Genomic DNA, 25,555 nt, shown 5'->3' with positions numbered 1-25,555 from the left:
ACATATCCTGACAGTCCAGCCAAAAACGGCGGTTGGAAGGTGAAATCCATCGGTGCCTCCAGCACTGCCCAAAACCCCATGGCCTCCCCCGAGGCGGGGGTGGGCGGCGAGAGCGACCGGAGAGGCCCGCCGAAGCGGCGGGCTGCACCCGCAGGGGCGAAATGCAATGGAGCAGTCCGGCGCAGCCGGACTTGCAGCGCGCCGTGGCGGGCCTAGAAGGGAGCGCCGACCACTCCCGCCTTGAGGGAGGCCCGACGAACAGCGCCGCCGCGCCAGCGGCGACCGCTGGGTGCGGGCGAAGCCCGTGCCGATCGCCTATGCGACTGGGCGGCCGATCCCGAGAGAGAGCGGCCGCCCAGGTCTTCTATCGTTGATGATCGCGAACGCGCCGCGCAGGATTATGCAGGCAACGACCGCTCATACCAGGGCCGCGTCTTCTTCACGAGCGCGACGACCGAGAGCATCACCGGCACCTCGACCAGCACGCCGACGACGGTGGCGAGCGCCGCGCCCGATCCGATGCCGAACAGGCTGATCGCCGCGGCGACGGCGAGTTCGAAGAAGTTGGACGCGCCGATCAGCGCGGCGGGCGCGGCGACGCACCAGGCGACGCCGAAGCGGCGGCTCAGCCAATAAGCGAGCCCGGCATTGAAATAGACCTGGATGAGGATCGGCACGGCGATGAGCGCGATGACCAGCGGATGCGCGATGATCGCCTCGCCCTGGAAACCGAACAACAGCACCAGCGTGGTGAGCAGCGCGATCAGCGATACGGGGCCGAGCGCTGCCAGCAGGCGATCGAGCGCCGGCTGTCCGCCAGAGGCCAGCAGCGCGCGACGGACAAGCTGCGCGGCGATTACCGGCACGACGATGTAGAGCAGCACCGAGATGAGCAAAGTGTCCCACGGCACCGTGATCGACGCGACCCCGAGCAGCAGCGCGACGATCGGCGCGAAGGCGAACACCATGATGACGTCGTTCAAGGCGACCTGGCTCAGCGTGTAATTAGGCTCGCCCTCGCACAGGTTGGACCAGACGAACACCATCGCCGTGCAAGGCGCGGCGGCGAGCAGGATGAGGCCGGCAATATAGGAGCCGATCTCGGCCTCGGGCAGCCAGGGGCGGAACAGATAGCCGAGGAAGAAGGTGCCGAGCAGCGCCATCGAGAAGGGCTTCACCGCCCAGTTGATAAAAAGCGTGACACCGACGCCCTTCCAGTGCCGCCTGACTGATCCCAGCGCGCCCAGGTCGATCTTGAGCAGCATCGGCACGATCATCAGCCATATCAGCACCGCGACGACGATGTTGACGTTCGCGATCTCGGCCGCGGCGACGCGCGCGAACAAGCCGGGCAGCGCATAGCCGAGCGCGATGCCGACGACGATGCAGGCCGCGACCCAGAGGCTGAGATAGCGTTCGAAGGTGCCGATCGCGGGCTTCGCCGCCGCGGCGGCATCGCTCACGCGGCGTCCCCGCGCCGGTTGCTCGCGCCTTCGCCCTGACCGATCTCGCGGACATGTGCCCTCAATGCCATCACGTCGAGCTGGTCGAACGGCAGCGCCATGAACAGCTTGATGCGGTTCTCGAGATAGCGCAGCGCTGTCACGAAGGCGCGCTCGCGCTCGATGTCGTTGCCCTCGACATGGCTCGGATCTTCGATGCCCCAATGGGCGGTCATCGGATGGCCGGGCCAGACCGGACACGTCTCGCCCGCCGCATCGTCGCAAACGGTGAACACGAAATCCATCACCGGCGCGTCCGGCACGGAGAACTCTTCCCAGCTCTTCGAGTGAAGGCCTTCGGTCGGGTAACCGATGCGCTCCAGCAGCCTCAGCGCGTCGGGGTTGACCGCGCCCTTGGGGAAGCTGCCTGCGGAATAGCCGCGGAACCGGCCTTCGCCGAGCTTGTTCAGTGCGCTCTCGGCGAGGATCGAGCGGGCCGAGTTACCCGTGCAGAGGAACAGGACATTGAAAACACGGTCGGTCATTGAACGGCTCCGGGTTGGCAGCAGGCGGCCCTGGTGACCACGTCGGCGAGCGGAGCACAGATCTCCGGGGCGCCGCCGCAGCAATCCTCCATCAGGAAGCCGAGCAGGTCGGTCATGCGGGCATAATCAGCGGTGTAGATGATCGACCGGCCCTCGCGCCGCGACGACACGAGCCCGGCGTGGCCGAGGATGTTGAGGTTGCCCGAGAGCGTCTGCGGGACATGGCCCGTCGCGCGCGCGATATCGCCCGAGGCCATGCCCTCGGCGCCGGCGCGGACCAGCAGGCGAAAGACCTCGAGGCGGCCCGGATGCGCGAGCGCCGAGAGCGAGGCGACGGCAGCGTTCGCGTCCATCAGCAGCACGCCTGCTTTGGCGCGGGCGCATCGGCGGGGCCGCAGCAGGCCGCGGCGGGCTCGGGCAGCACCTCGTCCTCGCCGTAGCTGGTCGCCTCACCGAAGGTGAAGAAGGTCTCCCAGCGCACGCCGGCGGGATCGCGGACCCAGCTCTTGTCCGACTGCGCGTAGCAGCAGGTGGTCGCTTCCTGATCGAGCGTCTCCGCCCCGGCGGCCTTGAGGCGACCGGCGAGCGCGCCGAGCTCATCGGCGCTGTCGACCTGGATGCCGATATGGTCGATGCCGGCCGCGCGCGCGCGCTCGGAGATCGCGAAGTTGACCTTGGGATCGTCGAGCATCCACTTGGCGTAGTCGTCCTTCACGACGACGGGCGCGGCGCCGAACAGCGTCTCGTAGAACTGGATCGACGCGCCGAGATCGGGCACGCTGACGTGCAGATGGATGCGCTTCATGGAATGGCTCCTGATAACGACTCGATGACACTACGAGTATATCCGTAATATCATCGAGTCAATGAGCACGACGCTCATGGCTGCTGGGCGTGCATCCAGTCAGCGGCGGCCTGCGCCTTGCTGGCTGCGGTGAAGATCGCCCGCGGCTCATCCTTCAGGAGTTGGAGCCAGGAAGCGATATAGGCGGCGTGGTCGGGCCGCGGCTCGTGGGCGATCCCGAGATCGGCGAGCAGGAACGAGGCGGTCAGCTCGGCGGTCGCTTCCTCCATCGCGAGCGCGTGCCTGGTCCACTTGGCGCTGAAATCCCGATCGAGCCGATGGGCTGCGCCACTGGCATGAGCGGCCTCGTGAATACGGGTGGCATAGAAGCCGTGAGCGTCGTGGAAGGCGCTGAAATCCGGCATGTGGATGCGGTCTTCGGCGATGTGATAATAGGCGCTGGCCGAGCCGTAGACAGTATCGATGCCGAGGGCGGCGATGAAGGCTTCGGCGGCGGCGAGGCGTTCGCTCTCGGGCAGGTCCGGCCCCGATTTGGGCGCATAGCCATCGACCTGATCGGCGTTGAACAGGCCGAACGCCTTGGCGAAAAGCCGTCGATGGTCGTCATCGTCGCTGGCGTCGTCGCCCTTCGCGTGAAACTCCTTCCAGAGGACACCGAGGCTGGCGTGCTCACCCTTGCGGACCTGCGCGCCGAGCGCCTGCCACTGGCGATAGGTGCCCCAGACCCCGCTCGCATAGCCGCTGCCATAGGCGGCCGCCCAGAGCGAGACCGTATTTATGCCGCGATAGGGCTTGCCGCTGGCGACGTTGGTCGGGCGGGTGACGTCGGCGCCGGAATGATGCCATGGCATGCGCCAGGTGCCGGTGCCGGCTTCGATGGCGTCGACGATCGCTTGCGTGACGCGAGCATAGACGTCTGAGCGTTGTGAGGCTGACATGATCTGTTCTCCGTTCTCGCGCCGGGGACCATCCCCGGCGGCGGAGGCCCGTTCGCGCCGGGCACAGGGGGGCTCGCGCACCCGTCAGGGCCGCAGCGAAGCGAAGGACGGCGAAGCCGTTGCGCGGGCGCGCCGACCGGCGCAGGACTCCGCCAACAACCGGGGTGGTCTACGGCGCGGGAGGGTCGATCCCGGCAATCACCACGCTCAGGCGATCCAGCTCGCGCTGGAGAGCCTGACGCTGGAGATCGGAGATGCGCCGTTCGCGTAAGTGCGCCCTGGCATCGGCCGCCGCGCGTTCCCAGGCCGGCCTGTGGCGGGCGGTGATGCAGGCGTTGGGACAGCGGGTCGGCTCGCACAGGGCAGTGAGCGGCCCTGCCGGATCGGGGGTCGTCACGCGCTTGAGGCAGAGCGCGGTCGCGGGATCGAAGAAGCAATCCGCGAGCGGGCCGACATGGAAGGTGCGCGCGACGCTGGCGAGCATGACGCGCAGGCGGGCGCGATCGGCGATCATGGCGGGCAAAGGCCCTTGTCTGACGGCGGCATCGTCGAGCGTCCGCGCGATGCGCGGTCCCGCCGGTCCACCGAGCGATGCGCCGCCCTGACGCCGGTCGAAATAGTCCAGCAGATCGTCAATCTGACCGAGCCGACGCTGCGCCTCGAACTCGGCGCGAAACCCTGATGCGCTGGTCCCGGCATAGCCTTCGAACGCGGCGACCGAGGCGTGCTTGTACTGGATCATGCCGGCGATGGTGCCGAACGGACGGTTGGCGATGTGCCACGCGATCGTGCGCCGGAACTGCCGCGTCGTGATGCGCCACGGCTTGCCATCGGGTCCGGGCGGGATGACCGGCTCATCGGGGGTGCCGAAGGCGCTGTTGAGGTGGTCGCGGAAGGTGTTGAGCTGGCGGACCACCTCGCTCGACAGATGCGTCTTGGAGACGGCGCTCGCGCGCAGCACCGGCCAGAGCGTATCGCTGCCGCTGGCGCGCGCCGGCCCTGCCGACAGGCGTTCGAGCACCATGATCGCGGCGGCGACCGGCTCGATCGTCACCCAGCTCGCCGCCTCGCCCACCGCCGCCCGGCGCTTGTAGATGGTCGACCGGATGCGATGGCGCTCGATCAGGCCGTCCTCGCTGCGCGCGATAGAGAGACACCCGCGCCGCATCGCCTGCACCTCGCAGTCGCGCATGCCGGTCAGGTAGGCGCACACGATATAGGCAGCGGCTTGAAGCATCCGTTCCTCGTGTGCGAGAGTCTTCGCATCGAAGCGCTCGCGCCACGGCCGACCGCTGTCAGGATCGATCGTGATCGGCGTGTCCATGCCGCCGACCTCTACCCCCAGCTCGGCCGCCACTGCGTCGATCAACCTCGCTTCACCGCCTGTCAGCAGAAGATGCGCGCCAGGCTCGGCCTGCACGTCGATCCCGACATGGAGATGCAGGAGATGGGCGTTGATCGGTGGGGTCACTGCGCCGGTGTTGGGGTCGACGCGCAGCTTGCCGTTATGAGCGGTGCCCCAGATCGGCGCGCCGCGCCCCTCGCGGCGTCGGCGGCCGAAATAGGCCTTCAGGCGGGTGCGGCGACGTTGCCGGCGATCAGGGTCTGGAAGGCCGGCATCGGCGGCGGCAAGGCGATCCCGGCGCACTTCGAGCCGCGCAAGCTCGCGGCGGGCGGCGAGGATATCGTCCGCGAATATGGTGACGTAGCGCAACGACCAGGCGAGTAGCGCGGCGATGACCTCTTCCGGGAAGCGCGGCGTGCGGTTCTCCCGGACATGGCGGTAGCCCGCAACGCGGGCGGGCGCCTGTCCGGCCCAAGGCTCGAATGCAAGGCCTCCGCTATCGAGGTGGTCGCGATAGTAATAGAGATCTGAGACCACTTCGAGGAGGTGGCCGACGATGACGGGTCGTCGGGCAGGATCGTCACGGAGATGACGGGCATAGGCATCGAGCAATGGCTGATCGATACGGGAAACGTCGAGCCGTCCGAGCCGCTCGCGGGCGAAGGCGAAGAACCGGCGGGCACGGTTGAATGCCTGGCGGATACAGGCGGGTGGTAACTTCGTCCGATAGCCGGGGAGATCGGCGTTGAGGCGGGCGTAGAGATAGGCGCGCATCACCGCCTGCACATCGGCATGTTCGAGCACGTGGAAATGCACGGTGACGTGGCAGCGCCGGGCGTTCTCGCGGAAGACGGCGGGACCGAGATCCCAGCTCGGGTCGCCGACGCGCGATAGCGCCTCGCGGGTATGGCCTTCCTTGAGTGGCGCGCTCGCCAGCACGGGGCGATCGTCGAAAGCGGGCGCCTGGGCATGAACGGGCATGGTCATGCGCGGACCTCCGGCGGCAGATAAAGCCGTTCGCCCTCCATCTGCCGGCGCGCATCGGTGATGACGGCATCGGAGAAGGCCGGCAGGACCTGGGCGGTGATGCGGGCATGGACGCGGCCGAACTTGGCCGCCCAGTCGGTCGCGGGCAGGCTCAGCCGCTGCTCTTCGACGAAGGCGAGGAAGGCGAGGATCGCGGGGAGCTTGCGCACGGTGATGACGGCGTTGGGGCAATCAAGGCAGCCCCAGAAGGGCTGCGCGCAGGGTGATCCGGCCTCGGCGAAGGGACTGTTGTGGAAGCCCGCGCAGGCTGCGAGCCAGACATCCTGTTCGCCGTCGAGCAACGGACCCACGGTATCGGGCGGCATCAGCGGCGCGGCCTGTTCGGGTGCTTCGCGCAACGTCTGCTCGGCGGTGGGCGGAAGCACGGTCGGCATCGCGGCGGCGACCGCCGCGCGGAAGGCGTCGGCGACGGCCGTCTCGTGCACGGGCCGGAGCGACGGCAGATCGGCATAGTGGCGCGCCGCCACCTCGCGCGAGTGGCCGACCGCGAAGCGGGTCATGTGCCCCTCGGTCTTGGTGTACCACAGCGCCTTGTGGGTCTTGCGGAGCCGCGAGAGCAGCAAGTGGAGCGGCTCGCCGTCGTCATCGACAATAGCGTGCTGAGCTACCCAGGCATCGATCCGTTCCGTCGGGTGGCGGATGCCTACCCGCAGGCCGCCAGCGTTGTGATAAACCCAAAGACGATCGTCGTTCAGATGCTTGCGGGCAATCGCCGAGACCTCAATCAGGCGACGAATCAGACCACCAGGCGTGCCCCCACCGCCATCGCGCACGCGCATGCTCTTGTGCTCGGCGCCGCAGGCGCGGCGCTTGAGATAGCGCAGCTCCACCGTGCCGGCATGGGGGTTGGTGAGACAATCTGTGGTCAGCGTCTTCAGGCACTCGGGCTCGAGGCCGGTATCGAGCGTGAGCAGCACGAGCAGCGCCGGCAGATCGCGCGCAAGCGGGTGATGGCGGCCATGCAGATCATCGATGAGCGTGCTGATCGGCAATCCGCGCCGCATGCGCATGAAATAGAGGCTCTTCAGCGCCGGGTGGTCTGCAACGATAAAGCCCTGCCGCGCGATGATCGCTTCGACGTCGGCCCGCGCTCTGGCGATGACCGGGTCGCCCTCATCGGTGCGGTCGTCGGCACCGAGACGGCGGAACATCGCTTCGACGTCGGTCCTCGCGGCGTCGCGCAACGCGCGGGCGACGAAGGGGCTATAAGCATCGCGTGGGGTCGAGCGGCCCGCCGATGTGGCCAGCGTGTAGCGCAGCCGCTCATGCAGGTCGGGCGCGATCCGATCGGGCCGGTCTGCCTCGATCGCGCGCAATGTGTTGACGATCTTGCCGACCGATATGTGCCGGTGGATCGCGCCCATCCCGCGCTGTTCGAGCGCGGAGGCGAACCCATCGATATGGACTGCACGCAGGTCGTTGACGCCGGTCACCCCCGGCGCACCATCACCAAGCCAGGCGAAGAAGTGACGATAGACCTGCACATACTGCTTGATGACGCTGGCCGCACCAATCGGTCCCCCGAGCGCAGCCGATCGACGCAGCGCGCCGGCGAAGGCGATAGCGAGCGGACGGGGATCGAGTGCGGCCATATCGACCAGGACCGTTCCGCCATGCCGCGCCTCGATGGTGAACTTGAGGCCGAGCACCGGATCGGGCTTCTGTGGCTCCGGCGTGATCGGCGCGAAGGCGACAGGCCGGCCCTTGCGGGGATGGCCGCTCATGCGCCCTGCGGTCCCGGCAGCAGCGCAAGCAGCTCCTCGACGGCCGCGTCCACCGTATCGGCGCGCGTCGCGATATGGTCGAGGTAGATATAGGTGGTGGTGAGGCTGGCGTGGCCAAGCAGGCGTTGCACCTGCTGCAGCGGGTCGCCGAGGATCAGCCGATAGCTCTCCAGCGGTCCGACCGGCAATGCCGCTTCGCGCAACCGCTGCTGGATCAGCAAGGCGAGCATATGGACTGCGAATGTGTGGCGAAGCTGGTGCGGGTTGATCGACAGCGGGAAGCCGTTCTCCGCGCACCGGTTGCAGGCGCGGGTGAAGATCACCTCCCACGAGTTGGGCCGAACAGGCTGCCCTACCTCGGTCAGCCACAGCGCCGCCGGCTCGCGGGGCGATCCATCCTCGTCGTACAGGATCAGGCGGCATCGTTCCTCCGGGGTGCAGATATCGCGCATGCGGTCGAGACCGGCGCGGGTGACAGGGATCGATCGTTCGAGCTTGGTCGCGCCGTCTCGCGCGGCGAACTTGGCCACGCCCGCTGCGCGCTCGACGGCGACGTAAGCGGCAATCTGACGAAGCAGCCGACGCGGGAGCAGGACGCTGCGTCCCCGGTCGCCCTTGGTCAGCGGTGGCGGGAGAGGCAGCCAAAGTTGTTGGGCATCGCCGTCCTCGCGGTCGATCGCCGCGAGCTCGGCGGCGAGCAGGCCCGACGCCTCTTCGAGGCGCAGGCCGGTGGTGACGAGAAGATCGGCAAACAGCGCGTTGCGCAGCCCGTTCCGGTCGCGCGCGCCGAGGCGCTCGGTGCCGTCAGGGGTAAGGCCGCGCAGGCCGACCTCGCGGAAAATACGGTAGTCGTCCATCGTGACGAACCGCACATCTGATCGCCTGGCAACACGTTCATAGGCGTCATTGCGCGCCGCGATCATGCCGCGACGGCCACCATGCGCCGGTCGCCACACGGCGCGGCGGCTGAACGGCGCGTCGGTGATCAGCCCGTGCTGCTCACCCCATCGGTAAAGGCGATCGAGACTGGCGACGGCGCGGTTCCAGCTTGCGGCCGTTATCCGGTGATCGGCCTCGTCGCGGCGTCGCTCACGATGATAGGCGTCGACATCGTCGCGGGTCGCAGCCCACACGGTCTTGCCGCAGGCATCGAGAAAGCGAAGCCAGACAACGACATCATAGGCATAGGCGCGAAGCGAGTGCCGCGAGCGGACGCCCGACAACGGCAGGTCGAGAAAGAAGCGATCCAGATCGGGATCATAGAGCGCGTCGCCGCGCAGGATCAGCGGCACATGCGCATCGAGGCCCCTGGCCTCGCGGCGCTCGCAAACAGTAATGATCGACACCGGCGCGAAGCCCTCCCCCCGGACCCCCCACCGGGAAGCTGACCTTCACACCGTTGCGCACTATGGCCCGGCAGCAATCAGGCTGGCCTCCGCCAGCTCTTGGGTCAGCGCTACGGCCAGCCTGATTACTGCCTACCGTGGGCGTCCATCGCCGACCTTACTGCAAAGTTGCGAGCGGCGCAGACTGTCCAGATAAGGCGACCAGTTCTTCGCGGGCGTAACCGTCATCGCCGAAGCGCTTGCGCCCGAAATCACGGTCAAGGCGCGTGGTGTGCTTCGTCCAGTGCGTCGTCTCATGGGCGAGCGTGGCATAGTAAGCCTGCGCATCGCGGAAGGCATCGAAGGGCGGCATCTGGATATAGTCGAGCCCCGGGCTGTAGTAGGCGCTGTCGCCCCCGTGACGGATATCGGCACGAATGGCCGCGAAGTACGCCTCGGCGTCGGCGACGCGCTCATCGGGGTTACGGGTGCTTTCGGCCAGCGCGTAGTAGTGACCGGGCAAGTCTTCGATCTGTTCGACGTTGAAGACCGTATAGGCCTTCAGGAACGGGATCGTGCGTTCGACATCATCACCGGTGGACTCGTCGGCTTCTGTTTTGCTGATCGTGTTGGCGTAGACGACGGGCGCGCCCTTCTCGCCCTTGCGGACATGGCCGCCCAGCTCGATCGCCTGGCGGAACGTCATCCAGATCGGGGCGCTGAAATGTCCCGTCATGGCCGAAGCCCAGAGGGTCAGGACGTTGATGCCGCCGTAAGCCTGGCCGTTATGGCGCAGGGGCCGGGATACGTGACCGGCGGCGTGCGCGGCGTTCCAGGGCTGGGTCCAGGGTTTCACGCCCTGCTCAAGGGCGGCGATGATCTGGTTGGTGATGCGGCTGTAGATATCCTGCCGTGGTGTTTCTGTTGTGTTCGACATGACCTGTCTCCTTTGCGTCGGGGTTTTCCTCAAGACGCGGAAGAAAAAGGCCGGGCGACCGAGCCGGACGGTCAGGCCCTAACACGGTCGCGACGCGCAGCGGCGGGAGTGGTGCGGGCGGGGTTTGACCGGACGGCGCGCCCGGCCGAATTATCGCGTCAATCCTTGAGGAAACCCGCCGAAGGAGCGGTCTCTATTCGGGCAACACGTCTCGGCAGAACTACGTGCCGCGTCGGAACCGACGATACGGCGCATGACAACCGGGGCTTGAACCAGCGGTCAGCCGGACGACACGCGGCGAATCCACGATATGCGGCTGCCGACGACAACAGCGCGGCCAGCCGATCGGCATCAAATCCAGACACGCGAAAGGACTGAACATGGAATACGAGAACTGGAAACGGCTGACGCCACGGCAGATAGCGAAATGGCCTGCCGCCGATAAGGGCTACCTGCGCCCGCAGCAGCAGGTGACGATCAGCATCGATGCCGACCTGGCGAAATGGCTAATTGAGAATGTTGTGGGCCGGTCGTCCTTCACGGGCGATCTGGAAGAAACAATCGTCACGGCCCTGCGGGTCATGCGCGGAGACCTGCCGCCCGCTGCTCTGCCGCTTCCGAATGGGAGCATCAAATCGGGCAGTTGAACGCTCTGAGAGCGGGCTGGCTATTGGCGGCTGGGCTTGAAGATCAGGTCGTTGTGGTGCGCGACATACTGGTCACCAACCTGGTGACCCGGCACTTGCCGCAGGGTCTCGATCTCCAAAGACCGCACGCCGTAATCGAACTCAGCATGATGGTTCGGGCATAGGCAGAGCAGGTTTTCCTGCACATCGGGGCCGTTGTGCGGCCCGCCTAGTGGCTGGATATGATGGGCCTCGGCATAACGGCGTCCGTCCGGTAGGTTTATCGTTGTGCCGCACACCTGACACTCATGACGGTGAAGCGCTTTTACCCGGAGCGCCATCTGCGTGTCGCGCAGCACTCGATAGGTGCGCGCTTCGACCCGCTCGGGCGGCTTGACCGCGTCAGGCGGACGCGGCGTTGTCAGTTGTACCGCTCCAGGCAGAAATTGGGACCAGTTGAAGGTCTTGGATTGACGTATTTGGTCAGCCCACCATACGAAGTCATCCTCGCTCTTGCCGAACAGATTGAAATACCCTTGGCCCGGCATACGATCGTCGCCATTCACGATCAGTCCGGTAATCGCCGGTAACCCCTTGGCTGCGGTCCAGTCCGCAAGGGCCACCAGCCCCTGATGCTTCAGGCTCAAACCGTAAGTCTGGCCCTGCTGAGAAAGGCCGAGGCGGTCATGGGCTTCCTTGTATGTGATAAAGGTTTCTGGCTTTTCCGGAATCGCCTTCGGTAAACGTTCGACAAGCAGCGCGAGTAGGTGTTGTCCCCGCTCATCAAGCTCAAGCATACATCTCTCCTCCCGGCGCTCTCAGTCAGCGCCTTCAAAATAACCACACTTCGCAAATGGCATTGCCACAAACGCGCCACAAGCTCACGCGGGCCAAGCCAGACAATCGAGGATTTCTGCGGGTTATAGCAGATCGCTGATTTGTGGCAAAAACCGATGATTTAATGCGTCTATGGGAAAACTATGTCTCTAAGTGATTGATTTTGCATGGCGCGCCCGGCAGGACTCGAACCTGCAACCCTCTGCTTAGAAGGGCATTTCAATAAGCTTCAGAACAAGGACTTACTGTGCGTGCGCCACAGACTCGCCACAAGTATTTTGATCCAGGCGTGCAAGCAGCCCGATTTTGTCGCGTTCATCGATTTCGGCACGCTCAATCAGGTGTCCGTAGATGTTCAGTGTGGTGGCGATGTTCGTATGTCCCATCAATTTCTGAATGCGCTTCAGGTTGACCCGGCTCTCGATCAACATGGAGGCGTAGAAGTGGCGCAAGTCATATGGTGAGAATTTCACGCGCTCCACGAGCTTGCCGTCAACTTCCACCACCTCGACCAATCCAGCTTCCAGACAAGCAGCCGCGAATGCCTGTTTGCGCCAATTAGATACAGCCTGCCATCGTCCCGTGGCCGTCGGAAACACTAGGTCGTATTTATTCTCCGGTGCGTAATTGTCGGCGTAGTGCATGACCATATCAGCGGTATCCGGGCTGAGGTCGATCCAGCGCCAGCCTGCTGGCGTCTTGGTGACCGAAATTTTATGCCCACTCCGCTCAACCGCCCGGTCAATCTTCACCTCCTTAGGTGAGACATTGAAGCGCGGCAGCGCAAGATACTCGCCGGGCCGCATTCCTGTATCCGCCGCAAGGTAAAGCATCGGTCGGTTGCGTCGCCAGGCCTTTTCGATTTGCAGATTGCGTGAATTCGCAAGGCGGTCTGCCGCCATGAGCAACGCCTGCACCTCCGCTACCGTTGGCGGCGTCACGGGCTGCTCATAGCGGGATGACGTACCCACGGTAATCCCGGCGGCGACATTGCTACCGATATGACCCCGTAGCGCCATCTCCTTCATGACTGTTTGGAAGTATGTCAAAGTCTTGCGCGCGAGATAGCGCGAAGGGCAATGCGATAACAGCCACGAGCGAAACCGGACGATGTCCGGTGGCTGCAACATGGATAACGGCTTGTCCCATGCATAGCCCTGCATGAACGCGGCAAAGTAGCGGTAATGTTTTAGCGTGAAGGCAGTGACCGGCTCATTGCCATCGGTACCTTCCTTCTCACAGATTTGGAGCCAACGCTCGATCGCCTCCGGCACGGTCTTAACCGTGTAATCGATTGCCCCTTCTTGACTCTGAGTGCGTCCGCTCTCCACAAAAGCGCGGGCCTCTTTGAGTGTCTCGAAGGTTGCATAGGCGTATCCCGACTTCGAACCGAGGCTGGCATAGCGGACCTGATATGTTGTCCCTTTATTACCTGTGCGCTTCCTTATGTCTGCCATAATTAGATTAACTGCTGTTATTATTGTTAAGTACAATATTAATAGATCAAATAATGATTCATGCGGTCAACTATTATTTCCAAACTCACTTTCTGCTTGTGCTTGTAGACGCTTGTAAATCTCGACCAGTGTTCCTTTCTCGATCTTCAACGTGCCTTCGATTGGATCAACGAAGAACGGCAACTTGCGCCGACCGGTACCGTCCTTGTCGGCGGCCCGTTTCATCTGACGCGGGTTCAGATCGACTCCCATTTCGGCAAGAACCTGCCGGGCCTGCTCAAGGCCGATATATTGCGGCGGCATTTTCATCCGCGTCCCCTGTCAAATACATGCGCCTGCCGCCTAGCGGGGATCGTAGTGATCCGCCGCCGAACGGTAGGGTCCCTTCTTCGTCACCTTTTTCACCTGATGTCCCAGCCGGTTGCGGGGAGAGACTTTCTCGCCCAACCCGTCCGTCGGGTTGATGAACAGCACCGCGCCATAAGAAAAGCGCAGCGCAAATTCATCCTCGATTTCATTGATGGTTTCAAAAAGCGCCTGGCGAAGTTCAGCAATGCTCATTTCGCCAATAAATCTAATCTGCATAAATACGTCCAAAAATAGTATTCATAATATCAACACAACCATTACGTTAATTGTATCGCGGGAAAGCGCTTCTCTGCAAATTTCATTGCCCGCAAGCCCGCAGAAACCTTGGGGTTCCAGCCTGTTTTCCTGCCGTTCCTGACCTGCTTTTCAGCGCATCCGGCTGCCCGTCGCTGCCGTGCCGCTGCGGTTATCTTTTCCTCCTTCCCTTCTCCACCCCCGCCCACAGGGGCCTTCATCCGTCGATGATCTGTGTGTGGGCCGGAAAGGCCCTGGTTGTCGGGGCCTCCGAAGAAAAGGAGAAATACGATGTCCCGCATCATCACTGTCAGCGAACTCAGCAACCGGTCGCTTGCCGAACTGCATGTGCTGTACCGGCAGGTGCAACAATCACTGGCCCAGGCGGCACCGGGCTCGGACGCGCAGCGTCACGCGGTCGCCAGCCTGGACGCCGTCAGCCGGATGATCCGGCTGCGGCAACAGGCGATGGCACCGCGTTTCTAGCCGCTGCGCTGACCGGCCCGGTTCGCCGGGCCGGTTTTCTGCGATGTGGCGGGCGCGCGGTTCCCGCGCGGAAAGCGGATGCGGCGTGCATCCATATTCTCCTGCGAAAGGAGACGACGATGAGCAATTCCCAAAATGACAGGCTGGTACAGGTGCGGATGCCAGCGCGCTTTTCCGCATGGGCCGAGACATGGCTGGCGGCCTGCGACCGACCTGTTACGGAAGAAACCGTCGATGCGCTGTTTCAGCAGATGATCGACGAACTGTTCGATCCGTCCTGCCCGCAACCGGGCGACGATCCGCCATGCTGCGATCCCGGCGGCGGCATGCGCAGCCCGGTTTAAAACCGACCGCACGAAGAAAGGCGCACGAGTCATCGGCTCGTGCGCCTTTCGCTTTTCAGGATCGCCGGAGATTTCCACGCGCTTTCCCCGTGAAAACAGGTCCCGCAGCGCCCGCATATTCATCCCATCGACCAGCCAATGGAGATGAAAATGAACAAGGATATTCGGCGCTGGGCTGCCGGTCATCTGAAGGCGCAGGGACTTGAATCCTGCCATGCCCGGATCAACGCCGTGCATGACGCGGTGGTGATGGTGCTGCAATCCGGCCGCTTCGGTGATGAGCGGTCTGAGGCCATCTTTGAGCAGGCATACGCCGCCTACGGCGACAGCTTCGCGGAATGCTGCCGCCAGCGCGGGCTGGACTGCCATCCCCACCGCCGCATCGCTTTGAAGAACGACAACTGAGCCGCCCGGCGGCGGCACAGCCGCCGCCCCTGCCAAATCCGTCACAAGAGAGGACTGACCGATGCGCGGACAGGAGTCCCGCCATCGCCGGATAGTGCCGCCTCGTCCCGCCGTGCAGGCCGGGGCGAACGGCACCCTCTCGCCTGACGATTGGACGGTCCTGCACGATCTTCATGCGGACGATCCGATTACCGACGAGGAACTGGCCGTCATCGAAGCCTTCCTGATGCCGGCGCTTCAGGCGTTGTTTGAAGCAGAAAACACGTCACACGACTCGAAAGAGCCGCAAAGATTTGGCAAGGTTGCAGACAGGATCGTTGCTGCGGATGACCGGCCATGAACACGCGCGTTACAATCCCTCCTGATGCGGAAGCGCCGCCGCGCGCGGCTTTATACCTGCGGGTCTCGACCGGGCGGCAGGCCGAGCATGATCTGTCGATCCCCGACCAGCGCCGCCAAGCCATCGCCTATTGCGAGTCGCGCGGCTGGATCGTCGCCGCCGAATTCGTCGAACCCGGTGCCAGCGGCACCGATGACCGGCGGCCTGAACTGCAACGCCTGCTCGACATGGCGACGGCGGGCGGCGCGCCGTTCGATGTCGTGCTGGTCCATTCCTTCAGCCGCTTCGCCCGCGATCATTTCGCGCTGGAATATCATGTGCGCGCCCTGCGCAAACACAACGTGCGACTGGTGAGCATCACGCAGGACCTCGGCGATGACCCGATGAGCGTGATGGTCCGGCAGGTCTTCGCCCTGTTCGACGAATACCAGTCGAAGGAGAACGCCAAGCACACGCTGCGCGCCATGCAGGAGAATGCGCGGCAGGGCTTCTGGAATGGCTCGAAAGCGCCCTACGGCTATGCGGTGATCGCCGCCGAACAGCGCGGTTCCAAAACCAAGAAGCGGCTGGCCGTCGATCCCGTCGAAGCCGAAACCATCCGCCTGATCTTCCGGCTGTTTCTAGAAGGCGATGGCACGGGCGGGCCGATGGGCGTGAAGGCGGTCGCGGCCTGGCTCAACGATCACGGCCACCGCACCCGCAGGGGCGCGCGCTGGGGCATCGGCCCGTTGCACAAGCTCGTGACCAGCACGGTTTACAAGGGCGAGTACCGCTTCAACCGCAAGGTCTGGAAGACGAAACAGGACAAGCCGGAAACCGAACAAATTCTTGTCCCGGTCGATCCGATCATTGACGCACCGGCATTCGATAAGCTCCAGAAGAACCTCAAGGCGCGCAACCCGAAAGTCACGCCGCCGCGTACCGTCACCGGCCCGATCCTGCTGACCGGGCTTGCCACCTGCGCAAGCTGCGGCGGCGGCATGACGCTGCGCACCGGCAAATCAGGCCGCTACCGCTACTATGCCTGCGCGACCTGCGCCCAGAAGGGCAAGAGCGCCTGCAAGGGCCGCGCGATCCCGATGGACAGGCTGGATACGATCGTCACCGACAGGCTCGCCACCGACCTGCTGACCCCGCAGCGCGTCCACAAATTGCTGGAAGCCCTGCTCGAACGGCAGTCCGCGCGCAGCGCGGATCATGCCGAGCGAATCACGGCCCTGCGCACAAAGCTGCTCGACGCGGAAAGCAGGCTCAGCCGTCTCTATCAGGCCATCGAAACCGGCATCGCCGATCCTGCCGACGCGACTCTCAAGGACCGTATCGCCGCCGTCAGGACCGAGCGCGACATTGCGCAGGCCACGCTTGACCGCGCCCTGACCGAAATGCGGCCCGAAGCGAGAATCAGCGCCGACAAAATCGACGCGTTCACCGCGACCATGCGCGCCAACATTCAGGACGGGCCGACTCCGTTCCGCCGCGCCTGGCTGCGCGCCATGATCGACAATGTCGAAGTGGACGACGCGGAAATCCGCATCCACGGCCGCCGGACCGTGCTCGAACGTCTTGTGATGGGGAACGGGCAGGCTGCGGCCGGAGTGCCCAGTTTTGTTCGGAAGTGGCGCGCCCGACAGGATTCGAACCTGTGGCCCCCAGATTAGGAATCTGATGCTCTATCCTGCTGAGCTACGGGCGCGCACTGAAAAACCGCTGGTTTCCTTGGCGTTGCGATAGGCATCCAGCTTGCAGGCGTCAAGGAAAACGGAACGAGGCGCGCCCCTGTCTTGACCATCACGGATACTCTAGTTTTGAATATCCGGCGGAATGACGGGCAATGGCAAGGGCGCGACTTCAACGCCCTCTTCCAAAAGCGCGCGGGCCTCCTCGGTTGCGACTTCACCATGGATTTGCTTATGCGGTTCTTCACCATAATGCATAGCGCGCGCGCGATCAGCGAATGTTCGGCCCACCCATTCCGATTTTTCCAGTATTTTTGCCTGTGTCTCTGCCAGCGCAGAGATCAATGCCTGCATTTTCGCCATCTCGTTCGTCGTCGAAGCGTTGCTGAGCGACACCGCATGATTTTCAGCATCCTGGGCCGGTTGTGATTGAGGCATCGGAGCGGACTGGCGTTGCTGGCTGGATTTAGGTCCAATGGCAGGACTCATCACGGCCTTGCGCACCTGAGAATCGCCGCACACTGGGCAAGAGATCATGCCCGCCGCCCGTTGCTTTTCATAATCTGCACTTGATCCGAACCAGCCTTCGAAAACATGGCCGCGATCATAGCATTTCAGGTCAAAGACTATCATTTGGTTTCAATTTCACTCGGTATAGTACGTCGGTTGGTCAGCGCCGGTATGCGCGAACGCACATCAGCGACCCTTTCCATCTCTATATCGGTCAATGCAAGGCCTGTTTCAGTATCCATGTCCAATAATATATCACCCCAAGGATCAACCACACATGAATGGCCGTAGGTTTCTCGGCTATCCTCATGTTTGCCGACCTGCGCCGGGGCGATGACGAAACAGCCTGCCTCTATGGCTCTGGCGCGCAAAAGGACGTGCCAGTGCGCCTGCCCTGTCGGCACAGTGAATGCCGATGGCACCAGCAAGATATTCGCGCCGGCATTGGTCAATGCTCTGTAAAGATCGGGAAAGCGCAGGTCATAACACACGCTGAGGCCCATGCGTGCCCAAGGGGTATCGACGGTTACGACACGCTCACCCGGACCATATACCGACGATTCGCGCCAGCTTTCACCCGTGGCCAGATCAACATCGAACAGATGGATCTTGTCATAACGGGCGCGGATCTTGCCTTTGTCATCTATGACGAAACTGCGGTTGCTCCAACGCCCGTCGCTACGTTCATCTTTTAATGCCAATGACCCCAGATGCACCCAAAGCCCCGCCTTGGCTGCTGCCTCGCACACCTGCGCCAGAACGATATTATGCGCCTCATCGACAAGCGTTGCCGCTGCACGCTTTCTGTCTCTATCGAGCTGACCCGCCATTTCCGGTGTGAAAAGCATATCGGCACCACGATTTTTCGCCTCCTGCACTGCCTTCACAATCACCTGCGCATTGCGCGTGGGATCGGTTCCGCTCGTCATCTGGCATATGGCAGCCCGCACTGGAAATCAGGCTTTCAGCAAAGGATCAAGCCTGCCCGCACGTTCAAGCATCATGAGATCATCCGATCCGCCAATATGCTTCCCTTCGATGAAAATCTGAGGCACCGTGTAACCTCCATTGGCTCGATCCAGCATTTCCTGCCGCTTGGGTCCGCCCAAGCTAATGTCATATTCCTCAAACTCCACCCCCTTGTCGCTCAGCAGCCGCTTGGCGCGCGTACAAAAGGAACACATCATCTTTGTATAAATTTCAACACGGGGCATAAATGTCCTTCACTCCTTCATACCGAGATTGGCATGGGCGCCATGATTGTCAATCAGCGTGGCAGGCTCTTCGCGCAGGACTCTCGCCCAACAGAGGATGTGCACCGACGCAGCCCCGCCACGCTTGAGAACTTTTGCACAACTATTGGCCGTGGCACCACTGGTATAGACATCATCGACCAGAACCACCGTCTTTCCAAGCAGTTCGCTGCGGGATTTCCTTGCCACTTGAAAGGCTCCGCTGAGCGTTTTCATGCGCTGTGACGGGTTCATCCCACGAAGCGGCGGCGTGCTTTTGATCCGCTGCAAAATCTCTAACTCCACCGGCAATCCCAAGGATTGACCCAGCGCTCGCGCTATCAAGGCGGATTGGTTGAAACCCCGCCACCCCAAACGCCAGCGATGCAACGGCACAGGAACAAGCAGCATTTCCGTTCGCTTTTCAGGCTGAACATGCCGTTCCATATGGCGTGCGATCAAGCGCGCCAAGCCTATCCTGCGCCCATATTTCAACTTCAGCGCGACTGTACGGGCTATATCCCCATAGGCCAGCACAGCGCGCGCGGTCATGCGCCGGAGGATGCGCCAGACATGCGCCGCAGCGGCTGTTTTCCGGCTGTTCAAAAGCAAATGGCAGCCCGCAGCTATTACAGCAGGGTGTTCCAAGGAACTCCATTTTCCCCCAGCACGACAGGCAGAATTGCTGGTGCTCTGCTGTAATGACACCACAGCCTGGACATCGTGGCGGCAAAGCAAAATCCACAAGCCGGGTCCCCAACGCGCGCAATATGTTCACAGGCCCCCTATTCATAGCCCCTTGTCCTATGTCCCCACGCGATGCACAAGCCCGACTGTGATGCCGACGACCAACAATCATGAGATTTTCGATCGCCGTCTGCGCCGGATGCGGCGCGACCGTGCAGCCCGGAATTTTGCCGAACATGATTTTCTCTACCGCTATATGGCAGAGGAACTGCTCGACAGGCTGCGCGATGTAAAAAGGAGTTTTGACCGGGTTCTGCTGATCGGCTGCCCGACCCCATTCCTCCGCGAATCGCTGGCGGCGATTGGAATGACGGTCTTATGCACCGATCCGGGCATTACCAATGCGCGCGCGACCAATGGGGTGCAGGCGGATGAAGATGCCTTGCCCTTTGCAGATGCCTGTTTCGACCTCGTCATCGCTTGTGGAACCCTTGACAGCGTCAATGACCTTCCCGGCGCGCTGATCCTGATCCGACGGATTTTACGTCCCGACGGACTCTTTCTTGCTGCCTTTTCGGGGGCCGGTTCGCTTCCGGCATTACGTAGAGCCTTATTGGTCGGAGACGGAGAGCGCCCTGCGCAGCACATTCATCCACAAATTGATGTGCGATCCGCCGGCGACCTTCTCAGCCGCGCCGGCTTTGCCATGCCGGTCGCTGATAGCGACATTCTGAATGTCCGGTATTTCAGTATTTTTTCGTTGATGGCGGATCTGCGTGGCATGGGTGCGTCCAACCTGCTGTCATCCCGCCCACCACATATGACGCGCGAACAGCTAGGGCGCGCGGCAAGCGTCTTCGCAAATGCGGCCGATGCCGATGGAAAAACGACGGAAAGTTTCAGCGTCATCTATATGAGTGGCTGGGCGCCAGATCCAAGCCAACCCAAAGCAGCGCGTCGGGGCAGTGCCACCATTTCCTTGACCGAGGCTTTGAAGAGCAAGCGTTGAACCCGAAAGCGGCTATTACAACAAAGCGTCGAGCAGACCGATCAGCGGTTTATCCGCGGGCGGCATGTCCAGAGCATGCATCTGTACCGGCCGAACCCACTTCAGCGCGCTCGCTTGGGTCGGGACAATAGTGCCCGACCATTTCCGGCATATATAAAGTAACAGCAACAGGTGTCTGTCACCCAAGGTGTCGCTGGCAAATGCAGCGGGCGCAAGGCAGCTTACATGCGTATCGATGCCAAGCTCCTCCTGCAATTCGCGCACAAGGGCTGCTTCGGGGGTTTCGCCCGGTTCTATCTTGCCGCCGGGGAATTCCCACAGGCCCGCCATCGCCTTTCCCGGTGGGCGCTGCTGCAGAAGAATGCGTCCGTCCGCATCGATCAGCGCAACCGCCACAACATGGAGCAAGGATGAGCGGGAAACCGCAAAAATGTCGTTCATAAACCTTTGTTAACGACACCCATACTATGAGTCACCATAGACGCATTGTGAAATGGGGTTTTTGATGATCCGAATGCTGAGAAAATTGTCGGGTTCCGACAAAGGCGCAACGGCTGTCGAATATGGCCTGATCTGCGCGCTCATCGTTCTCGCCGCCATGGGCGCTATCGCGAGCTTGGGAACTAAAACATTAGCGATGTGGAGTAACATCAGCAATGCGGTCGAAGACAATTGAAGGTTAACGAAACAAATTCGGTCTCGCGTTAAATCTTTGTCAACCTCAATCTCCTATTTCTGCAAATGCTAGCCTGGGAATCCAGGAAGCCGGGTAAATTGAAGCTTGAAACCAAGGAGACCGACTATGCAATATATTCGCAAGATTTTCGCTGACAACAAGGGCGCGACCGCTATTGAATATGGCCTGATCGCAGCCCTGATCGCCGTTGCTGCCATCACCGCGATGTCCAGCTTGGGTACGAAGCTGGGCGCTACCTTCAACAACGTGTCCACGAAGCTTTAATAGCGTCTGACACGTCCAAAAACAAAAAAGGCGGTGGAACGACAGGTTCCGCCGCCTTTTTTATGTCAGAAGAGCATGATCTGGTGCCTAGTCATGTGAAGCTGAATTTTGTCACATAAGATATCGTCATGCTGCCTGCGCAGGGAATCATACCGTTGCGACAAATAGGCTGGGCTCGCCATCATAGCCCCTCCCCCTGAAGGGACTATTGCATAATTCGTGCATTTCCTGATTTTCGTCGTTCCCGCGAAGGCGGGAACCCATCTCCCAACGTAAATCAAGCGGTTAGATCAGGAAATGGATCCCCGCCTTCGCGGGGATGACGGTAAAATGAAATTATGCAACGATCCCCACAGGGGAGAGGGAGATTGGCTACATGTTTCAAGGGCACAATTGCCAATCAAGTTCAGGGTGACGATCTTTAATATTGAAAACTTCGATTCCACCATACCAGGACGAAACCTGCCTCAATATGTCAGGTGCCCATTGCCAGAAACTTGTCCTGCCGTGCGATGCGCAATTTGTCCCGGGGTTGACGTGAAAGCTGATCCAGTTCCTCGGCAATAGCACTCCCCAGAGTCTTGATGGCCGTCGCCGGATCACGATGTGCGCCGCCAACCGGTTCCTTCACGATTCGATCAATGACGCCCTGTCCCAGCAGATCATTGGCTGTAATTTGCATCGCAGCAGCAGCCTCGCTGGCCTTTTCGGCCGTCCGCCAGAGAATCGAGGCACAACCTTCAGGCGATATGACTGAATAAACGGCATGTTCGAACATCAATACACGATTGGCAGCGGCCAAGGCCACCGCACCGCCTGAGCCCCCCTCTCCCACAATCGCGGCAACCATCGGCACACCAAGCGCGAGGCATTGTTCGGTCGATCTCGCAATGGCTTCGGCTTGCCCGCGTTCTTCCGCCTGAACGCCTGGAAAAGCGCCAGATGTGTCCACGAGCGTCACCACTGGCAAGCCGAACCGGTCGGCAAGCTGCATCAGACGGATCGCCTTGCGATAACCCTCTGGCTTGCCCATCCCGAAATTATGTTTGAGACGGCTTGCGGTGTCATCGCCCTTTTCATGGCCGATCACCATCACCCGACGCTTTCCCAATCGCGCAAAACCGCCGAGAATCGCCTGATCATCACCAAAGGCTCGGTCCCCGGCCAAAGGAATGAATTCCTCGAAAATACCCGCGACATAATGTTTGAAATGGGGCCGTTCGGGATGCCGCGCCACCTGCGTCTTCTGCCAAGGCGAAAGCTTCGCATAGGTATCGGCCAGCATCTTGTCCGAACGAGCTTGCAACCGCTGGATTTCAGCGTCGATGTCCAGCGCGCCTTCGTCAGCGGTTTCGCGCAATTCGGTGATACGGGCCTGCAGGGCCGCTATCGGCTTTTCGAAATCGAGAAAACTTACCATAGCCGCTGGCGTTAAGGCTCTCGACGCTTCAGGTCAACGAGGGGATGGCGCGCGTTGACCAGTTCGACCAGACGGCGGCTATCGACATGCGTGTAAATTTCGGTTGTCCCGATGTCAGCGTGACCCAGCATGGTTTGCAAGGCACGCAAATCCGCCCCACCTTCCAGCAAATGCGTGGCAAAGGCATGGCGCAGAACATGGGGGCTTACCCGTTCCGGCGCGATCCCCGCCGCGGCGGCCAGTTCCTTCACCAGTTGGTACAGACGGATACGGCTGAGATGGCTTTTGCCAGAAGGAAACAGCCAGGGCGAATCCGCCGGCACATATTCCGACCACAAAAAGACCGCAGCGCGGGCGCGGTCGGAAATCGGCACCATCCGCTCCCGCCCGCCCTTGCCCCGCAGGATCAGGAAAGGGCGATCCGACACGATTGATTTACGCGGTAATGACACCAGTTCACTGGCCCGCAAACCCGACCCGTAAAGCAGTTCGACAAGCGCGGAAAGGCGGGCGTCCAGCGGTGATTCGATCGCACGTCCGGTCCGTTCCGCGATGACCGCGAACATCCTTTCCAATTCGTCATGGCTCAATAGCTTGGGAAGTGGTCGTTTCCGCGTCGGTCGCGGCAGCGCCGCCGATGGATCGTCCGCACGAAGTCCCTCCTCCTGCAGAAAAGCAAAAAACCGGCGAAGCGCGGAGGCCTTTCGTCCAGCAGTTGATGCAGCGAGCGTCATCCATTGCTCGCCAAAACCGGAAAGTTCGGGCTGCCCGGCATGTTCGAGCCTGCCTTCAAGCTGTTGGGACGCCTGAACAAGATCCGTGCGGTAAGCAAACAGCGTATTGCGCACCGCCCCCCGCTCTGCCGCCATCATTTCAAGAAAGCGATCGATCAGGTCCATGTCGTTCATCGCCGCCAATGCCCCTGTGACCCTAAAGGCGCGCGATGGCCTCTGCCGCGATCATCCGCGCTTCGGGTTCAAAACCGGACCGCCGCAATGCCGAAACGATATGGAACAGATGTTCCGGCGGAAGCTGGTGCCAATTGTTGCCCTGCATACCGACAGCAGCAAGCAATGCGACAGTCCCCGCCTCCCTGCGTTGCGCCGCAGCGTCTATCGCCCGGGTCCAGCGCGATGAATAGCCTGGACGCAAGCCAATTTCAGGCGCGATTTTCGTCATATCTGCGCGGTTCATACGTCCCAATCCGGCAAGTCCCGCAACCAGCATACGGGATTTGATGAAATTCACGCTTTCATCCCTCCCCTTATACTGATCGACCCGATTATAGCCCGTATCCACGCGCGGCCGCGGTGATCCAAGCGCCAGCATGGCCCACGCATCTTCACCTGCTTGACCGCTCATCTTCCCGGCAACTTCACTCCATGCCACCGCGTTGCGATCAAGTCCGGCGGCAAGCATCGACGCAATAAGTGGCGCTATGTCCTCACCGACCTCTGAACTGACCGGCAGGCGCGCAGCGGCGCGAGCCATGGCGACATATCCTGCGTAATCAGGCTTGTCTTCCTTCGTCCAGAAACTGTGCATTGCCGTCAGTCGCTGCGCCATATCTTCGCCGGTATAGGCGGTGCGCATGGCCCGCACGCCCTCGCTTGTGTCGGCGCCTTCCTGTTCACCAAGGCGGCCGTAAAAATCGACAAGAGCGGCGTTGGAAAACACCCCGAGACGCGCGGCCATATTGACCGAACCAAGACGCGACTCCATCGGCAACAACGCCGCGCGGGCCTTCCATGCCTGAACATGCGGGCTTACGCCGCGCCAAAGCCTGTCGGGTATTTCCACCGCGGTTGCCGTCGCCATGCCGAAACGCCAGGCGGTTATCCGATCAACGCCTTCCCATTCGATGTTCACCGAACGACGGCTGTTCAGCCCTGCGCCCACCACTTTTTCCGCCAGATGAAAATCAATGCCGCGCGCCGTTCTGCGCCGTGCCGCTTCGTCCAACAAAGCGCTGGCCATACTCTGATCACCTGAAAGCGACGCGCAAATGGCACGGCTCAGATTCCAACCCGGTTCTTTGCTGACGCGCAGCGCCAATCCTGTCAGCGGACAAAGGCCGGCGGGATCAGCGGTCGCCAAATAGGTCTGCATGGCAATGGCGAACAGACGAGGCGTATAATCAACGACATCGACGCTCTGCACCATCATGCGGGCGGCATCGGCCTCTCCCATCCGCAGGAGCAGCCAGGCTCGCTCGGCGGCCCAATCCGCACCATTCACGTGGGCGGGTGTATCGGTAGCTGATAAAAGCGTTCGCCGCAGTAGGATGGACGCCCAACGCGAAATGATGGGCGCCTGAGTCTTTTTCATCAGCGCCACCAGATAGCCGCCATCAGCCTCGCCAAAGGCATCTGGTGCAAGCCCGTGCCTGCGCGGCGTTATGACACCGATGCGGTCCAGCGAGCGGCGTGCCGCGGCAGGCAAGTCCATCTTGCTTCGTGCAAGCTCTATATCTTCCTCTTCGCCATCCTTCTGGTCGTCGCCCTCATTAAGCAAAATCTCTGGAAGAGAGGCTGTCGCTTCCGATGGTGGTGCAGGCTTTTCGCCCTGCGATGGGGGCAGCGAAAGCGGTGTTCCATCGGATGGCACGGCTTCGCCAAAACCGGGCGGCAACAGCGATTCAGGCGCATCCTGCCCAATCGCCGGAATGGCAAGCGCCACAGTCGCCAACCCGGCGAAAAGCCAATGTTTTGTACGACGGCGCATGGCCATATTATTGCGCAAACCTGTCTGAAGAGATCAGTTTTTCAACGCGAACCTGTTCCTGCTGGCCACCCCGTGACCAAAGATACCAGAGCCCACCGCCCACAATCGCGATCATGACAATCCAGATGAT

Annotated in this window: 29 protein-coding genes, 1 tRNA gene and 1 pseudogene; 9 read left to right on the top strand and 22 right to left on the bottom strand. The window is 61.9% G+C overall.

Features of this window, described 5'->3' with window-relative positions; translation table 11 throughout:
* Positions 1-398: 398 nt before the first annotated feature.
* The 9 genes from arsB to L3X40_RS13010 form a co-directional block, all read right to left on the bottom strand.
* Positions 399-1,463 (bottom strand): ACR3 family arsenite efflux transporter, encoded by a 1,065-nt coding sequence (gene arsB, locus L3X40_RS13050; protein ID WP_066970392.1) that lies wholly within the window; start codon positions 1,461-1,463, stop codon positions 399-401.
* The gene (locus tag L3X40_RS13045; protein WP_096367739.1) at positions 1,460-1,987 is read right to left on the bottom strand and encodes an arsenate reductase ArsC; all 528 of its coding nucleotides are present in this window, start codon (positions 1,985-1,987) and stop codon (positions 1,460-1,462) included. The genes arsB and L3X40_RS13045 overlap by 4 nt, the downstream gene beginning before the upstream one ends.
* The gene (locus L3X40_RS13040; RefSeq protein ID WP_066970295.1) at positions 1,984-2,340 is read right to left on the bottom strand and encodes an ArsR/SmtB family transcription factor; all 357 of its coding nucleotides are present in this window, start codon (positions 2,338-2,340) and stop codon (positions 1,984-1,986) included. Before L3X40_RS13040 ends, L3X40_RS13045 begins: the two co-directional genes overlap by 4 nt.
* Entirely contained in the window at positions 2,340-2,792 is a 453-nt protein-coding gene (locus L3X40_RS13035; protein WP_237366001.1) for an ArsI/CadI family heavy metal resistance metalloenzyme, read from the bottom strand. Before L3X40_RS13035 ends, L3X40_RS13040 begins: the two co-directional genes overlap by 1 nt.
* Before the next feature lie 74 nt (positions 2,793-2,866).
* Positions 2,867-3,730, bottom strand: a complete 864-nt coding sequence (locus tag L3X40_RS13030; protein WP_237366000.1) for an ArdC family protein — start codon at positions 3,728-3,730, stop codon at positions 2,867-2,869.
* Between the two features lie 169 nt (positions 3,731-3,899).
* Positions 3,900-6,062, bottom strand: coding sequence for an integrase (locus L3X40_RS13025; protein ID WP_237365999.1), 2,163 nt, complete (start codon positions 6,060-6,062; stop codon positions 3,900-3,902).
* The gene (locus L3X40_RS13020) at positions 6,059-7,846 is read right to left on the bottom strand and encodes a hypothetical protein (RefSeq protein WP_237365998.1); all 1,788 of its coding nucleotides are present in this window, start codon (positions 7,844-7,846) and stop codon (positions 6,059-6,061) included. Before L3X40_RS13020 ends, L3X40_RS13025 begins: the two co-directional genes overlap by 4 nt.
* Complete coding sequence (locus L3X40_RS13015) at positions 7,843-9,192, bottom strand: tyrosine-type recombinase/integrase (protein WP_237365997.1); 1,350 nt, start codon at positions 9,190-9,192, stop codon at positions 7,843-7,845. Before L3X40_RS13015 ends, L3X40_RS13020 begins: the two co-directional genes overlap by 4 nt.
* A 157-nt stretch (positions 9,193-9,349) precedes the next feature.
* Entirely contained in the window at positions 9,350-10,108 is a 759-nt protein-coding gene (locus L3X40_RS13010) for an ArdC family protein (RefSeq protein WP_237365996.1), read from the bottom strand.
* A 380-nt stretch (positions 10,109-10,488) separates the two neighbouring features.
* On the opposite strand from L3X40_RS13010, the gene L3X40_RS13005 reads away from it, so the two are divergent.
* Complete coding sequence (locus L3X40_RS13005; protein WP_237365995.1) at positions 10,489-10,755, top strand: hypothetical protein; 267 nt, start codon at positions 10,489-10,491, stop codon at positions 10,753-10,755.
* A 20-nt stretch (positions 10,756-10,775) separates the two neighbouring features.
* Here L3X40_RS13005 and L3X40_RS13000 read toward each other — a convergent pair whose 3' ends face one another.
* The 4 genes from L3X40_RS13000 to L3X40_RS12985 form a co-directional block, all read right to left on the bottom strand.
* Positions 10,776-11,531, bottom strand: a complete 756-nt coding sequence (locus L3X40_RS13000; protein WP_237365994.1) for an HNH endonuclease — start codon at positions 11,529-11,531, stop codon at positions 10,776-10,778.
* Between the two features lie 282 nt (positions 11,532-11,813).
* Entirely contained in the window at positions 11,814-13,028 is a 1,215-nt protein-coding gene (locus tag L3X40_RS12995; RefSeq protein WP_237365993.1) for a tyrosine-type recombinase/integrase, read from the bottom strand.
* 66 nt (positions 13,029-13,094) lie between these two features.
* Entirely contained in the window at positions 13,095-13,337 is a 243-nt protein-coding gene (locus L3X40_RS12990; RefSeq protein ID WP_237365992.1) for a hypothetical protein, read from the bottom strand.
* Positions 13,338-13,370: 33 nt separating this feature from the next.
* Positions 13,371-13,613 (bottom strand): hypothetical protein, encoded by a 243-nt coding sequence (locus tag L3X40_RS12985; protein ID WP_237365991.1) that lies wholly within the window; start codon positions 13,611-13,613, stop codon positions 13,371-13,373.
* Between the two features lie 309 nt (positions 13,614-13,922).
* Here L3X40_RS12985 and L3X40_RS12980 point away from each other — a divergent pair, with 309 nt between their 5' ends.
* The 5 genes from L3X40_RS12980 (at position 13,923) to L3X40_RS12960 (ending at position 16,864) form a co-directional block, all read left to right on the top strand.
* On the top strand, positions 13,923-14,117 hold the full coding sequence (locus L3X40_RS12980; protein WP_237365990.1) for a hypothetical protein: 195 nt from the start codon (positions 13,923-13,925) through the stop codon (positions 14,115-14,117).
* Between the two features lie 119 nt (positions 14,118-14,236).
* Positions 14,237-14,461 (top strand): hypothetical protein, encoded by a 225-nt coding sequence (locus L3X40_RS12975; protein ID WP_237365989.1) that lies wholly within the window; start codon positions 14,237-14,239, stop codon positions 14,459-14,461.
* A 150-nt stretch (positions 14,462-14,611) separates the two neighbouring features.
* The gene (locus L3X40_RS12970) at positions 14,612-14,866 is read left to right on the top strand and encodes a hypothetical protein (protein WP_237365988.1); all 255 of its coding nucleotides are present in this window, start codon (positions 14,612-14,614) and stop codon (positions 14,864-14,866) included.
* A gap of 61 nt (positions 14,867-14,927) precedes the next feature.
* Complete coding sequence (locus L3X40_RS12965) at positions 14,928-15,206, top strand: hypothetical protein (protein ID WP_237365987.1); 279 nt, start codon at positions 14,928-14,930, stop codon at positions 15,204-15,206.
* Positions 15,203-16,864, top strand: coding sequence for a recombinase family protein (locus L3X40_RS12960; protein WP_237366005.1), 1,662 nt, complete (start codon positions 15,203-15,205; stop codon positions 16,862-16,864). Before L3X40_RS12965 ends, L3X40_RS12960 begins: the two co-directional genes overlap by 4 nt.
* Here the strand turns inward: L3X40_RS12960 and L3X40_RS12955 are convergent.
* The 5 genes and pseudogenes from L3X40_RS12955 to L3X40_RS12935 form a co-directional block, all read right to left on the bottom strand.
* A tRNA-Arg gene (locus tag L3X40_RS12955) sits at positions 16,823-16,899 on the bottom strand. The two genes, L3X40_RS12960 and L3X40_RS12955, sit on opposite strands and share 42 nt — an antisense overlap.
* Before the next feature lie 106 nt (positions 16,900-17,005).
* Positions 17,006-17,515, bottom strand: a complete 510-nt coding sequence (locus L3X40_RS12950) for a DUF1178 family protein (protein ID WP_237365986.1) — start codon at positions 17,513-17,515, stop codon at positions 17,006-17,008.
* Entirely contained in the window at positions 17,512-18,342 is an 831-nt protein-coding gene (locus L3X40_RS12945; protein WP_237365985.1) for a carbon-nitrogen hydrolase family protein, read from the bottom strand. The genes L3X40_RS12950 and L3X40_RS12945 overlap by 4 nt, the downstream gene beginning before the upstream one ends.
* A gap of 6 nt (positions 18,343-18,348) precedes the next feature.
* Positions 18,349-18,606 (bottom strand): glutaredoxin 3, encoded by a 258-nt coding sequence (grxC, locus tag L3X40_RS12940; RefSeq protein ID WP_237365984.1) that lies wholly within the window; start codon positions 18,604-18,606, stop codon positions 18,349-18,351.
* Between the two features lie 9 nt (positions 18,607-18,615).
* Positions 18,616-19,417 (bottom strand): annotated as a pseudogene (locus L3X40_RS12935) (double zinc ribbon domain-containing protein).
* Between the two features lie 45 nt (positions 19,418-19,462).
* On the opposite strand from L3X40_RS12935, the gene L3X40_RS12930 reads away from it, so the two are divergent.
* The gene (locus L3X40_RS12930; RefSeq protein ID WP_237365983.1) at positions 19,463-20,320 is read left to right on the top strand and encodes a class I SAM-dependent methyltransferase; all 858 of its coding nucleotides are present in this window, start codon (positions 19,463-19,465) and stop codon (positions 20,318-20,320) included.
* A gap of 15 nt (positions 20,321-20,335) precedes the next feature.
* Here the strand turns inward: L3X40_RS12930 and L3X40_RS12925 are convergent, their stop codons facing one another.
* A complete protein-coding gene (locus tag L3X40_RS12925) occupies positions 20,336-20,761 on the bottom strand; it encodes a (deoxy)nucleoside triphosphate pyrophosphohydrolase (protein WP_237365982.1) in 426 nt (141 codons plus the stop codon).
* 73 nt (positions 20,762-20,834) lie between these two features.
* Between L3X40_RS12925 and L3X40_RS12920 the strand changes: the two genes are divergently transcribed.
* Together L3X40_RS12920 and L3X40_RS12915 are read left to right on the top strand one after the other, a co-directional pair.
* Positions 20,835-20,996, top strand: a complete 162-nt coding sequence (locus L3X40_RS12920; RefSeq protein ID WP_237365981.1) for a Flp family type IVb pilin — start codon at positions 20,835-20,837, stop codon at positions 20,994-20,996.
* 126 nt (positions 20,997-21,122) lie between these two features.
* A complete protein-coding gene (locus tag L3X40_RS12915; protein WP_237365980.1) occupies positions 21,123-21,281 on the top strand; it encodes a Flp family type IVb pilin in 159 nt (52 codons plus the stop codon).
* Between the two features lie 475 nt (positions 21,282-21,756).
* Here L3X40_RS12915 and L3X40_RS12910 read toward each other — a convergent pair whose 3' ends face one another.
* From L3X40_RS12910 to L3X40_RS12900, 3 genes are read right to left on the bottom strand one after another with little or no spacing between them, the layout of a single operon-like run.
* Positions 21,757-22,701, bottom strand: a complete 945-nt coding sequence (locus L3X40_RS12910; protein ID WP_237365979.1) for an acetyl-CoA carboxylase carboxyltransferase subunit alpha — start codon at positions 22,699-22,701, stop codon at positions 21,757-21,759.
* Between the two features lie 11 nt (positions 22,702-22,712).
* A complete protein-coding gene (locus tag L3X40_RS12905; protein ID WP_237365978.1) occupies positions 22,713-23,609 on the bottom strand; it encodes a tyrosine recombinase in 897 nt (298 codons plus the stop codon).
* Between the two features lie 22 nt (positions 23,610-23,631).
* Entirely contained in the window at positions 23,632-25,431 is a 1,800-nt protein-coding gene (locus L3X40_RS12900) for a hypothetical protein (protein WP_445177189.1), read from the bottom strand.
* Between the last annotated feature and the right edge of the window lie 124 nt (positions 25,432-25,555).

The sequence above is a fragment of the Rhizorhapis sp. SPR117 genome, from assembly GCF_021742065.1.
Note: the sequence above shows the minus strand (reverse complement) of the source record. Positions and strands in the feature narration are given on the sequence as shown.

Excerpts from the sequence above, each read along its gene's own strand:
- L3X40_RS13045 (WP_096367739.1), bottom strand. The coding sequence starts at position 1,987 with ATGACCGACCGTGTTTTCAATGTCCTGTTCCTCTGCACGGGTAACTCG.
- L3X40_RS13040 (WP_066970295.1), bottom strand. The coding sequence starts at position 2,340 with ATGGACGCGAACGCTGCCGTCGCCTCGCTCTCGGCGCTCGCGCATCCG.
- L3X40_RS13035 (WP_237366001.1), bottom strand. The coding sequence starts at position 2,792 with ATGAAGCGCATCCATCTGCACGTCAGCGTGCCCGATCTCGGCGCGTCG.
- L3X40_RS13030 (WP_237366000.1), bottom strand. The coding sequence starts at position 3,730 with ATGTCAGCCTCACAACGCTCAGACGTCTATGCTCGCGTCACGCAAGCG.
- L3X40_RS13025 (WP_237365999.1), bottom strand. The coding sequence starts at position 6,062 with ATGACCATGCCCGTTCATGCCCAGGCGCCCGCTTTCGACGATCGCCCC.
- L3X40_RS13020 (WP_237365998.1), bottom strand. The coding sequence starts at position 7,846 with ATGAGCGGCCATCCCCGCAAGGGCCGGCCTGTCGCCTTCGCGCCGATC.
- L3X40_RS13010 (WP_237365996.1), bottom strand. The coding sequence starts at position 10,108 with ATGTCGAACACAACAGAAACACCACGGCAGGATATCTACAGCCGCATC.
- L3X40_RS13005 (WP_237365995.1), top strand. The coding sequence starts at position 10,489 with ATGGAATACGAGAACTGGAAACGGCTGACGCCACGGCAGATAGCGAAA.
- L3X40_RS13000 (WP_237365994.1), bottom strand. The coding sequence starts at position 11,531 with ATGCTTGAGCTTGATGAGCGGGGACAACACCTACTCGCGCTGCTTGTC.
- L3X40_RS12995 (WP_237365993.1), bottom strand. The coding sequence starts at position 13,028 with ATGGCAGACATAAGGAAGCGCACAGGTAATAAAGGGACAACATATCAG.
- L3X40_RS12990 (WP_237365992.1), bottom strand. The coding sequence starts at position 13,337 with ATGAAAATGCCGCCGCAATATATCGGCCTTGAGCAGGCCCGGCAGGTT.
- L3X40_RS12985 (WP_237365991.1), bottom strand. The coding sequence starts at position 13,613 with ATGCAGATTAGATTTATTGGCGAAATGAGCATTGCTGAACTTCGCCAG.
- L3X40_RS12980 (WP_237365990.1), top strand. The coding sequence starts at position 13,923 with ATGTCCCGCATCATCACTGTCAGCGAACTCAGCAACCGGTCGCTTGCC.
- L3X40_RS12975 (WP_237365989.1), top strand. The coding sequence starts at position 14,237 with ATGAGCAATTCCCAAAATGACAGGCTGGTACAGGTGCGGATGCCAGCG.
- L3X40_RS12970 (WP_237365988.1), top strand. The coding sequence starts at position 14,612 with ATGAACAAGGATATTCGGCGCTGGGCTGCCGGTCATCTGAAGGCGCAG.
- L3X40_RS12965 (WP_237365987.1), top strand. The coding sequence starts at position 14,928 with ATGCGCGGACAGGAGTCCCGCCATCGCCGGATAGTGCCGCCTCGTCCC.
- L3X40_RS12960 (WP_237366005.1), top strand. The coding sequence starts at position 15,203 with ATGAACACGCGCGTTACAATCCCTCCTGATGCGGAAGCGCCGCCGCGC.
- L3X40_RS12950 (WP_237365986.1), bottom strand. The coding sequence starts at position 17,515 with ATGATAGTCTTTGACCTGAAATGCTATGATCGCGGCCATGTTTTCGAA.
- grxC (WP_237365984.1), bottom strand. The coding sequence starts at position 18,606 with ATGCCCCGTGTTGAAATTTATACAAAGATGATGTGTTCCTTTTGTACG.
- L3X40_RS12930 (WP_237365983.1), top strand. The coding sequence starts at position 19,463 with ATGCCGACGACCAACAATCATGAGATTTTCGATCGCCGTCTGCGCCGG.
- L3X40_RS12925 (WP_237365982.1), bottom strand. The coding sequence starts at position 20,761 with ATGAACGACATTTTTGCGGTTTCCCGCTCATCCTTGCTCCATGTTGTG.
- L3X40_RS12920 (WP_237365981.1), top strand. The coding sequence starts at position 20,835 with ATGCTGAGAAAATTGTCGGGTTCCGACAAAGGCGCAACGGCTGTCGAA.
- L3X40_RS12915 (WP_237365980.1), top strand. The coding sequence starts at position 21,123 with ATGCAATATATTCGCAAGATTTTCGCTGACAACAAGGGCGCGACCGCT.
- L3X40_RS12910 (WP_237365979.1), bottom strand. The coding sequence starts at position 22,701 with ATGGTAAGTTTTCTCGATTTCGAAAAGCCGATAGCGGCCCTGCAGGCC.
- L3X40_RS12905 (WP_237365978.1), bottom strand. The coding sequence starts at position 23,609 with ATGAACGACATGGACCTGATCGATCGCTTTCTTGAAATGATGGCGGCA.
- L3X40_RS12900 (WP_445177189.1), bottom strand. The coding sequence starts at position 25,431 with ATGGCCATGCGCCGTCGTACAAAACATTGGCTTTTCGCCGGGTTGGCG.